We start from the raw sequence: 10,161 nt of genomic DNA, 5'->3' as shown, positions 1-10,161 counted from the left end.
CTAAAACTCACAAATTGGGCAGTTAAAGAGTTCTGCTGTCTGATACAAGAGGATAAATTGAATTGATAGAACTCACCTTTATCTTTTTTGCCGATTTGTTGAAACAGGGGTTACCAATGAAATTGCCGATAGCCGTGGTGGATGAGGATAATACATCCTTGTCACGGCAATTGGTGCGTTCTTTGGATGCGATGGCCCAAACCGAAGTAGTGATGCGGACGGCTAGCTTTAAAGAAGCCCGGGAAGCGATGCAAACAAGCCGGATCTATGGTATTTTCCATATACCGGCGAATTTCAGACAGGAGGTGTCTGTCGGTAAAAGACCTGAAATTTCATTTTATACAAATGAGACTTATCTGCTACCAGGTTCATTGGTCTATAAAAATATGCGCTTGCAGGCTGCTTTGGCAAACGGGGCTGTACAACAGACCGTATTGTTGGCAAAAGGCGGGGGAGGACCGCTATTGAAAGCCAGGCTGTCACCGATTACAGTGGATACGTTTCCCTTGAATAATCCCTGGATCAGCTATGCCATCTATCTGGCAAGTATTTTAATGCCTGCTTTCGTTTTTATGTTTGCCATGTTTACCGCCACTTATAGCATCAGTCAGGAGACTAAAGAAAAAACGGCAGCCGATTGGTTGCGTCAAAGCAATGGTTCCATTGTATTGGCTTTGCTGGGAAAGCTATTGCCTCAAACGCTGATCTTTGTCACTACCGGCTTACTGTATCTTTCTATATTGTACGGTTATTTACATTTTCCTTTGAATAGTGGATTTTTTCCCATGTTTTTAGCTATGTTGCTGTTGGTACTGGCTGCTCAGGGGTTTGCTATTTTTGTTACCGGTATTGCACGGCGCAATCGGATCGCCCTCAGTCTTTGCGGGCTTTGGGGAGTTTTGTCATTCTCTGTCAGTGGTTTTACTTTCCCGGTTCCGGCTATGCCTCAGCTGATGCAGTTGATGTCTGATTTATTTCCGATGAGGCATTACTATCTGCTCTATGTCGATCAGGCTTTGAACGGTATTCCTATGGCCTACTCCTGGAAACCTTATCTGGCTTTGGTATTGTTCGTTCTGTTGCCTTTACTGACTTTGCCTAAATTGAAATTGGATTTACAGGAAAATCGTTATTTACCCTAATGGGAGGTTATGATGAAAGATATCTATTTTATATTTCGGAGAGAGTTTTACCTGGTTTTTCGGGACCATGCAGTACTTACTTTCTTTATTTTTCTGTGTTTAGGCTATCCCCTGATTTATACTTTTATTTATAGTAATGAGGTTGTAAGACAGGTACCCGTTGCTGTCATCGATCAGTCCAAGTCTCCTTTAAGCCGTGAATTTTTGCGGATGTGGGAAGCTTCTCCGAATGTGAAAGTCGTAGCCCACTGTAACGATCTCGGAGAAGCGCAGCTTTTCATGTGGCAGAAAGAAATATACGGTATTTTAGAGATTCCGGCGGATTTCAGTAAAGATATAAATCGGGGAGAACAGGCCCATGTCGCTTTGTTTTGCGATATGGGGGCTTTACTCAATTATAAAGCCTTACTTCAGGCGACAAGCGATGTGGCTATCACCCTGGGGAAAGATATACAGGTAGAAAATCTACCTTATGCTTCCCGCATTCAGCAAGAAATAACCGCCTCGCCGGTAGAGATTTCGGAAGTCAAAATGTTTAATCCTCAAAGTGGTTTTGCTTCTTTTATCATCCCGGCAGTATTGATCCTGGTGATCCAACAATCTTTATTGTTGGGAGTGGGAACGATTGCCGGAACAGCCCGCGACAGGAATCCACGCCATAGCCTGGTGCCCGTCGATAAACATTACTGCAAACCCTGGTGCATTGTCATCGGTAAAGCCTGTGTTTATATGCCGGTTTATTTTGTGATGGGATTTTGGGTGTTCTTTATTGTACCCCGGATCTTTAGTTTAACTCAAATCGGCGCTAAATCGGAATTGATGTTATTCCTGTTCCCCTTTTTGTTGGCTTGTGTCTTTTTTGCTATTACAGCTTCTTTTTTTAGTAGGGAGCGGGAACAGCCTTTTTTATTGTTTGTCTTTACCTCGGTGCCGCTCATGTTTATTTCGGGTATTTCGTGGCCGAAGGAGGGGATTGCCGGTTATTGGATCGCCCTGTCGAAAATTTTTCCTTCTACTCACGGAATCGACGGGTTCGTAAAAATGAACAATATGGGGGCTACCCTTGGAGAGGTGTTGCCGGAGTATCTAAATCTCTGGATTTTAGCGATTATTTATTTTATTTTGGCATGTTTATTGTATTATAGAGAAATTGTTAAAAGTCGTAAAGTACGTTCGTAAACGAATAATTAATAGGTGTGTACTATGATCAGACATTATTTATTCCCTGTGGTGGGAATTATCCTTGGATTTTCTGCTTGTCGTTCGTCGGAAACCAATGAAAAGCAGGTCTTGATGGTGAAGACCGAGACAGTAAAAAATTATGAGAACGAATTACAAGTGACCTATCCGGGGCGTGTTAAGGCTGCGGCCGACGTAGATCTGGCATTTCGGGTAGCCGGACCGATCATCCGGATTCCGGTGCAGGTGGGTAGTTTTGTGCGTAAAGGAGAAGTGATTGCAGAGATCGACCCGCGGGATTATGAATTGCAGTATAAAGCTACCGAAGCCGAATACAAACAGATTAAATCCGAGGCTGAACGGGTGATAGAACTGTATAACCGTAAAAGTGTACCTGAAAATGATTACGATAAAGCGGTGTATGGTTTGCAGCAAATCACCTCTAAATATAATGCGCATAAAAATGCTTTGAAAGATACCCGGCTTGTCGCTCCTTTCGATGGGTATATCCAGAAGAAATATTTCGATACCGACGAAACGGTGGCTGCCGGAATGCCGGTTATATCGATGATCGATACCCGTTATTTCGAGGTAGAAATCGATGTGCCTTCCAGCGATTATGTCCGTCGTCACCTTTTTAACCGGTTTACGGCAGTTGCCGATGTCTTTCCGGATCGGGTTTTTCCGTTGGAATTGATCGATGTGACGAAAAAGGCTAATCTGAATCAGCTTTATCAGATGCGTTTGCGGTTGACTCCTGATCCTGCTATTCCTTTGGCGGCAGGTATGAGTGTGAATGTAACGATCGATTATGAAGCGGGAGGCGACAATTTGACAGTGGTTCCATTGAGTGCTATTTTTCAGGACAAGGAAAAATCGTCGGTATGGGTGTATCGGCCGGCGGATAAAAAAGTGACTCAAAGACAGGTTAAAATCCGGCAAATATTGAAAGAAGGCAGAGTGGTTTTGGACGAAGGCCTGCAAAGTGGTGAAATCGTAGTCACTGCCGGTGTACATAAACTGAAAGAGGGTATGGAAGTCGAGAGGTTGAAGCCTGTTGCCGATACGAATATCGGTGGTTTGCTGTAAACGGTCGATCCGGCCTGAAACTGTTGTCTTTTATTAATTCTGATTGGAATGAATCTTGCTGAATATGCATTGAATAATAGGGCACTGGTCAAATTTCTGATTGCAGTGCTTGTTGTTGGCGGAATCTTTTCGTTTGTCTCTATGAGTAAACTGGAAGATCCGGAGATCAAGGTAAAACAAGCTCTGGTCGTGACTGTCTATCCCGGAGCTTCGGCTCATAAAGTGGAATTGGAAGTAACGGATGTACTCGAGAAAGAAATCCGGGCGATGGGAGATATTGCCAGTGTGGAGTCGAAATCGATGGCTGATCTGTCTATTATTACGGTCGAGTTGGAGAGTACGGTTCCCCCTGCCGAATTGGAACAAAAGTGGGATATCTTACGGCGGCGGGTGACGAATGCAGCTTCACAACTGCCCGACGGATGCGTGACTCCTGTGGTAAAAGATGATTTCGGGGATGTATACGGCATGTTCTATGCCATGACTACCGATGGCATCGCCGACGAAGAAATGGTTGAGTATGCCAATCTGGTGAAGCGTGAGTTACAGGATATACCGGGAGTGAGACGGGTGGATATTTATGGCGACCGAAAACCTTGTATCAATATAGATATCATACAGGACAAAATGGCTAATCTGGGTGTACATCCCGCCGAGATTTTAGCTACCTTGAACAACCAGAATAAAACGGTTTATTCGGGATATTTCAAGACGGGAAAGAGTAGATTGAGGATAGGCGTAGACGATAGTTACGAATCGATCCGTGATATCGAAAACCTGTTGATTCAGGGACATGAAAACGATCAGCTGCGATTGCGGGATGTGGCTTCGGTCACACGGGGATATCAGGATCCTTCCCGGAATGAGATGCGTTATGATACTGTTCGTGCACTAGGGATATCGATCTCTATGGAAAAAGGAGGGAATATTGTGACTTTGGGCGAAAAGGTGGATGCTCGTTTAGAGCAATTGAAATCTTCCCGTATACCTGTCGGCATCGATTTTCAAAAGGTATTTTTCCAACCCGATCGGGTGAGGGAGGCTATCGGTACTTTTATGATCAATCTGGTGGAGTCGGTGCTGGTGGTGATTCTGGTATTGATGCTGACGATGGGATTCCGGAGCGGTGTGATTATCGGTACCGGTCTGGTCATTATCGTTTTGGGGGCTTTCGTGATTCTATATTTACTCGATGGAACTTTACAGCGGGTTTCCCTGGCGGCTTTGATCGTTGCGATGGGGATGCTGGTGGATAATGCGATTGTGATTGTCGACGGAATCCTGGTGGATTTAAAACGGGGTATCCCTAAGCCTGCCGCTTTGACCAATATTGCTAAAAAGACAGCTATGCCCCTGTTGGGAGCTACTTTGATCGCCATACTGGCTTTCTTCCCGATTTTTATGTCGCCCGATACGGTGGGGGAATATGTGCGGGATTTGTTTATCGTTCTGGCGGTGTCGTTATTATTGAGCTGGATTTTGGCTCTGACACAGATTCCGATCCATGCCGATTATTCCTTAAAAGTGAAAAATGAGCATTTGAGTGAGGAACAATTATACGATAGCGGGATGTATCGGTGGTTCAGGAAATTCCTGACCTATATGCTCTATCATAAGAAATTTGCTGTAGGAGCGGTTGTCATCTTATTGGCTTTGAGTGCCTGGTGTTTCCAATATATTCCGCAGGGATTTTTCCCGGATTTGAGTTACACCCAGTTGTATATCGAATATAAAGTGCCTGAAGGGGGGACTTTGGAAGCCGTCCAGGGAGATATTGCAGAAATCGAGGCTTATTTACTTTCCCGCCCGGATATTACACATGTGACTTCGAGTTTCGGCGGTACGCCTTCGCGCTACAATCTGGTCCGCTCGATTGCTTTGCCGGCGATGTCGTACGGTGAATTGATCGTCGACTATACGGATGCCGATGCCCTGAAAAGTTCGATTCCCGGGCTACAGCAATATCTCACAGAACATTATCCGGATGCTTATGTGCGGATCAAGCGTTATAATCTGATGTATGAGGATTTCCCGGTCGAGTTGATGTTTTGCGGACCCGATCCGGCTGTATTGAAGAGCTTGTCGGCTCAGGCTGAACAGATCATGAACGATGAACCGACGGCTACTTTGGTAACGAATAACTGGGAGCCCGAAGCGCCGGTATTGATGGTCGATTATTACCAGCCGATCGCCCGGCAAGCCGGTTTATCCCGTACGGATGTCGGCTTATCTCTGCTCTCGGCTACCGATGGATTACCTGTAGGCTCTTACTACGAAGGAACCACAGCTATGCCTATTTATATCAAAAGCGTAGATAATGAAGGAGAAGAAACTGCTGCGCTGGAAAATATTCCGGTTTGGAGCGTCCTGCCTTCGCTTACCGGTTTGGATGGCGAGACGATAAAAGGGCTTTTGATGGGAACTGTCAAGAAAGAAGACCTTTTGTCGGAAGTGGTCGGTTCTACTCCGTTGTCACAGGCTACCCGGGGAGTGAAAATCGAGTGGGAAGATCCTGTCGTTTGGAGGTATAATGGACAACGGGCCATAAAAGCACGTTGTAACAATGCGCAGGGATATACCGCCGAGAGTGTACGGGGCAAGTTGATCCCGCTCGTCGATACGATCACCTTGCCTGAGGGATATACGAAACAATGGCTGGGCGAACACAAAGCGAGTAGCGAAGCCATGCGGTATCTTTTTAAAAATGTGCCCTGGGCTATTGTTATGATAATTGTTATTTTGATCATGCTGTTTAAAGATTTCCGTAAACCTACGATTATTTTCCTTTGTTTGCCGCTGGCAGCTATCGGCATTGTCTTCGGGATGCTGATCAGTGGAAAAGATTTCGGTTTTGTCGCTATTGTGGGGGCCTTGGGATTGATAGGTATGATGATTAAAAATGGAGTGGTATTGCTGGATGAGATCACTTTGCAGATTGCTTCCGGCAAAGGGAGGTTAGTGGCTTTACTGGATTCGTCGTCTTCGCGTTTCCGGCCGGTAATGATGGCTTCTTTAACGACTATCCTGGGGATGATTCCTTTGCTGGGCGACGACTTGTTCGGTTCTCTGGCCGTCACTATAATGGGCGGATTGCTGGTAGGTACGGTGATCACTTTGGTGTTTATACCTGTATTGTATGCTTTATTCTTTCCCATCGAAAAAGAAGATAAGGTCGGAGCTTTGCATAAAAGCGATAATGAACAATTGGCTAATGAATGATCGACGAATGATGAAAACAACGCTATTAATCCTGACAGTTTTATTCTTTTCCGGAGTTTGTCCGGCTCAGATAGTCGAGCTCGATTTACAGAAATGCCGGAAAATGGCGGTAGAAAATAGTAAAAAATTGCAATCGGCAGAACAACAAGGTCAAAAAGCCGGTTTTGACAAAAAAGCTTACCGGGCTAATTTTCTACCTAAACTTTCGGCTACAGGTTTATATGCCTATGTACACAAGAAGATGAAATTCGATATCGACGGGGGATATCTGCCGGTATACGATGTAAACGATGTCGGACAGGCAGTGCCGCTGAATAGTTTGTATATGCCCGAAGGCAAACCTGTATTGGGAGCCGATGGGATACCCCTGTTCAAACAATATGCATTTATGCCGGATATCGACCTGGCTTTGGGTATTGAAAATGCTTACACGGTAGGAGTGATGTTGGAACAGCCTCTTTATATGGGGGGGAAAGTGCGTTCTGCTTTTCGCATGGCTTCGATAGGTAAAGAAATTGCAGACCTGAATGTGAAATATAATCAGGCGGAAGTACTTGCCGAAGCAGATGCGGCTTATTGGCAATATCTGAAAGTCTGTGAACAGGTCAAAGCTGCCGGAAAATACCTCGAAGTTGTGAAAGAATTGGTGCGTAATCTGGAAGATGCTTATCGGACGGGGATGACCGCACAGAACGATCTGCTGAAAGCGCAGGTTAAACAAAATGAGGCGGAATTGATGGTACAAAAGGCACAGAACGGTCTGGCTTTGTCGGGAATGAATCTTTGCCGGATTGTCGGGGTTGATCTGATGAGTGAGCTGACGGTCAGGGATAGCCTCGGAGAAGGTATCGTTTCCGGCCTGTGGGAAGAAGGGGATAATATCACCGGCCGTCCCGAATACAATATGTTGGAACGGCAAATCGAACTGAAAGAAAAAGAAGTAGCCTTGACGCGTTCGGATTTCTTGCCTCAATTGGGAGTCTCTGCTTCGTATGGATATAGTGACGGGATTACGTTAAACGGCAAATCGGACGGTATCGCTTCTTTTGCAGCTTTGGCTTCGTTGAAAATACCTATTTATCATTGGGGAGAAGGACGTAATAAAGTCAAAGCCATGAAAGCCGAAGAAGAGATGGTGCGTTTGAAAAAAGAAGAAACCGAGCAGATGATGCAGCTCGAAGTGGCCCGGGCCCGCTATAATGTCGAAGATGCTGCTACCCGGGTTCGGCTCACACGACGGTCACTTTCTCAGGCCGAAGAAAACCTGCAGGTGAGTAAGAATCGTTTTGAAGTAGGAATGGAGACCCTTACCAATTACATGGAAGCACAGGCACAATGGCAGAAGGCTTGGAGTGATTGGATAGAGGCTAAGGCTGAACTTCGTGTGAATGAAACCTATTATTTGAAATCTACCGGAAGACTTAGTGACTAAGTCTCCGGTTTTTCTATAGGATTTTGCTCCTGGATTTCTTCTTCCGGTGTTTTTTTCGGTTTTTTCAATAACGTACGCAGGTAAAACAGCCGTACCGTTTCCGGAGAGACTTTATAGCGCATTGCAATTTTCTGAAACGAGAAACCTTCGGTCCTTAAATCTTTGATTTCTTGTTCATGTTCGAATAACTTACCGGCCCGCAGACTGCCTTTGGGACGTCCTAACTTTATTCCTTGGGCTCTGCGGCGTGCCAGAGCTTCGCGTGTACGCTGAGAAATCAACGTACGTTCGATTTCAGCACATAGACCAAAAGCGAAAGCGAGTACCTGACTGTTGATAGAAGAATCGAATTTATATCCTTCCTTAATACTGTGAATGGTGATCCCTTTTTCAATCGATTGATGAATAATGTTCATGATATTCATCATTTTCCGGCTTAGCCGGGAAACTTCGGTAATTATCAAGACATCACCTTTTTGCAGTTTTTTGAGCAGTGTTCCTAATTCTCTCTCACTTTCTTTTTTTGTTCCACTCACGGTTTCTGTACACCACATGGTAATTTTCAGTTCTTGCCGATGGCAGAAATTAATTACCTCGCTTTTCTGATTCAGAATGGTTTGCTTATCTGTGCTCACCCGCAGATAAGCAGCAACTATAGGAGCTCTGTCCTTCAGTTCCTGTTTCTTTTTTTCGGGCATAGTTGTTTAGATCAGTATGAGATACTGTTAATGCTTTTTTTCTCTTTTAGTTCACAAATATACGAAAGTTGGCCAGTTATGAGAAACTTTTGTGAAAAATGAGATCTGAAAATTAAGAGATTTGAACAGTTTTTGTTTTTTTAACTTACCGATGGGAAAGAAATAAAATTAGTTTTCAAATTCCACCTACTTCGTGAAACATATATTCGATGTCGTAAGTATATATTAAGACTTTAATATTCAGTATATAATAAATAAATGTCAGATACGATGAGAAAAAGTAGGAATAGAATTTTGAAGATGAAATGGCTGGTATGGGGTTGCATAGCAGCATCGATAGGGATTTTAGGATCTTGTCGGAATAAGCAGGTTCAGGTAGATATTCCGCAATTAGTAAAGACAGCTCCCGTGAATGGACATGATGGGATGACTTCTGTCACTTATCCTGGAAAAATTCAGGCTGCATCGAATGTGAAACTGGCCTTCCGGGTAGCCGGACCTATCCGTAAAATTTATGTAAACGAAGGACAATATGTGAAAAAAGGACAATTATTGGCCGAATTGGATCCCCGGGATTATCAGATTCAATTTAATGCTACTCAGGCCGAATATACCCAGGTGAAAGGCGAAGCAGACCGGATTATAGAGTTGTATCGCCGTGGAAGTGTTTCGGTGAATGAGTACGATAAAGCTGTCGCTGCACGTAAAAGGGTGACCGCTTTATATAATGCACACCGGAATGCATTGAACGATACCCGTTTGAAAGCTCCCTTCGATGGTTATGTACAAAATAAGTACTTCAACGCTCCTGAGATTGTGAATCAGGGTACTCCGGTGGTATCGATGATCGATAACGATTATTTTGAAGTGGACGTCAATATCCCTTCCGGAGATTTTATCCGGCGTGAAGATTTTATGACTTTCCACGCGAATGCCGATGTTTGTCCCGATTCGATTCTGCCTTTGGAACTGCTCGACATCACTCAGGGGGCAAATTACAACCAGTTGTTTACAGCTCGTTTCCGTTTAAAACGGAATCCGGTTCTGGCGCCAGGTATGAGTGTCTCCGTTACAATCGGATTTAAGCCCTCTTCAGAAGCGATGAGTATTGTTCCTGTCTCGGCCTTGTTTATGAAAGACGGACAGTCGTTTGTCTGGTTGTATAATGAGCAGGACGAAACGATCGAACCGGTGAGTGTCGCCGTAGAACGCCTGACAAAAGATGGAGAAGCAATTGTGAGATCTGCTTTGAGGAAAGGGCAAACGGTGATTTCTGCCGGTGTCAATGATTTGAAGGAAGGGCAGAAAGTAAAACTTTTACCTCCCGTCCCGGCTTCGAATGTTGGAGGGCTGTTGTAATGTAAATAGGAATGTCGGGCTTTCAGACCGGTATAGGACTAAA

7 protein-coding genes are annotated in these 10,161 nt (G+C 44.6%); 6 read left to right on the top strand and 1 reads right to left on the bottom strand.

Translation table 11 applies throughout. From position 1 onward, the window contains the following. Positions 1-116: 116 nt before the first annotated feature. Genes WS42_RS08035 through WS42_RS08015 form a run of 5 tightly spaced genes read left to right on the top strand, consistent with a single transcriptional unit; the run spans position 117 to position 8,061 of the window. On the top strand, positions 117-1,142 hold the full coding sequence (locus WS42_RS08035) for an ABC transporter permease (RefSeq protein WP_046450958.1): 1,026 nt from the start codon (positions 117-119) through the stop codon (positions 1,140-1,142). Positions 1,143-1,151: 9 nt separating this feature from the next. After that, positions 1,152-2,321 (top strand): ABC transporter permease, encoded by a 1,170-nt coding sequence (locus tag WS42_RS08030; RefSeq protein WP_306446615.1) that lies wholly within the window; start codon positions 1,152-1,154, stop codon positions 2,319-2,321. Positions 2,322-2,345: 24 nt separating this feature from the next. Then, positions 2,346-3,410: an efflux RND transporter periplasmic adaptor subunit gene (locus WS42_RS08025; protein ID WP_013612964.1), complete on the top strand. Its 1,065-nt coding sequence runs from the start codon at positions 2,346-2,348 to the stop codon at positions 3,408-3,410. A gap of 48 nt (positions 3,411-3,458) precedes the next feature. Then, on the top strand, positions 3,459-6,629 hold the full coding sequence (locus tag WS42_RS08020) for an efflux RND transporter permease subunit (RefSeq protein ID WP_013612965.1): 3,171 nt from the start codon (positions 3,459-3,461) through the stop codon (positions 6,627-6,629). Positions 6,630-6,636: 7 nt separating this feature from the next. Continuing rightward, positions 6,637-8,061 carry a TolC family protein gene (locus tag WS42_RS08015; RefSeq protein WP_306435685.1) on the top strand — a complete coding sequence of 475 codons (1,425 nt, stop codon included), beginning with the start codon at positions 6,637-6,639 and terminating at the stop codon, positions 8,059-8,061. Here the strand turns inward: WS42_RS08015 and WS42_RS08010 are convergent. Continuing rightward, on the bottom strand, positions 8,058-8,759 hold the full coding sequence (locus tag WS42_RS08010) for a recombinase family protein (protein WP_022159795.1): 702 nt from the start codon (positions 8,757-8,759) through the stop codon (positions 8,058-8,060). The two genes, WS42_RS08015 and WS42_RS08010, sit on opposite strands and share 4 nt — an antisense overlap. 270 nt (positions 8,760-9,029) lie before the next feature. Between WS42_RS08010 and WS42_RS08005 the strand changes: the two genes are divergently transcribed. Continuing rightward, positions 9,030-10,118 carry an efflux RND transporter periplasmic adaptor subunit gene (locus WS42_RS08005; protein ID WP_022159794.1) on the top strand — a complete coding sequence of 363 codons (1,089 nt, stop codon included), beginning with the start codon at positions 9,030-9,032 and terminating at the stop codon, positions 10,116-10,118. The last annotated feature ends 43 nt before the right edge of the window (positions 10,119-10,161 follow it).

This window comes from Odoribacter sp. N54.MGS-14 (assembly GCF_000980295.1).
Taxonomy (GTDB): Bacteria; Bacteroidota; Bacteroidia; order Bacteroidales; family Marinifilaceae; genus Odoribacter; species Odoribacter splanchnicus.
This window is presented reverse-complemented; position numbering and strand designations above follow the sequence as displayed.

Bases quoted from the DNA above. Each gene is read 5' to 3' on its own strand.
- WS42_RS08035 (WP_046450958.1), top strand. From the start codon at position 117: ATGAAATTGCCGATAGCCGTGGTGGATGAGGATAATACATCCTTGTCA.
- WS42_RS08020 (WP_013612965.1), top strand. From the start codon at position 3,459: ATGAATCTTGCTGAATATGCATTGAATAATAGGGCACTGGTCAAATTT.
- WS42_RS08015 (WP_306435685.1), top strand. From the start codon at position 6,637: ATGATGAAAACAACGCTATTAATCCTGACAGTTTTATTCTTTTCCGGA.
- WS42_RS08025 (WP_013612964.1), top strand. From the start codon at position 2,346: ATGATCAGACATTATTTATTCCCTGTGGTGGGAATTATCCTTGGATTT.
- WS42_RS08030 (WP_306446615.1), top strand. From the start codon at position 1,152: ATGATGAAAGATATCTATTTTATATTTCGGAGAGAGTTTTACCTGGTT.
- WS42_RS08005 (WP_022159794.1), top strand. From the start codon at position 9,030: ATGAGAAAAAGTAGGAATAGAATTTTGAAGATGAAATGGCTGGTATGG.
- WS42_RS08010 (WP_022159795.1), bottom strand. From the start codon at position 8,759: ATGCCCGAAAAAAAGAAACAGGAACTGAAGGACAGAGCTCCTATAGTT.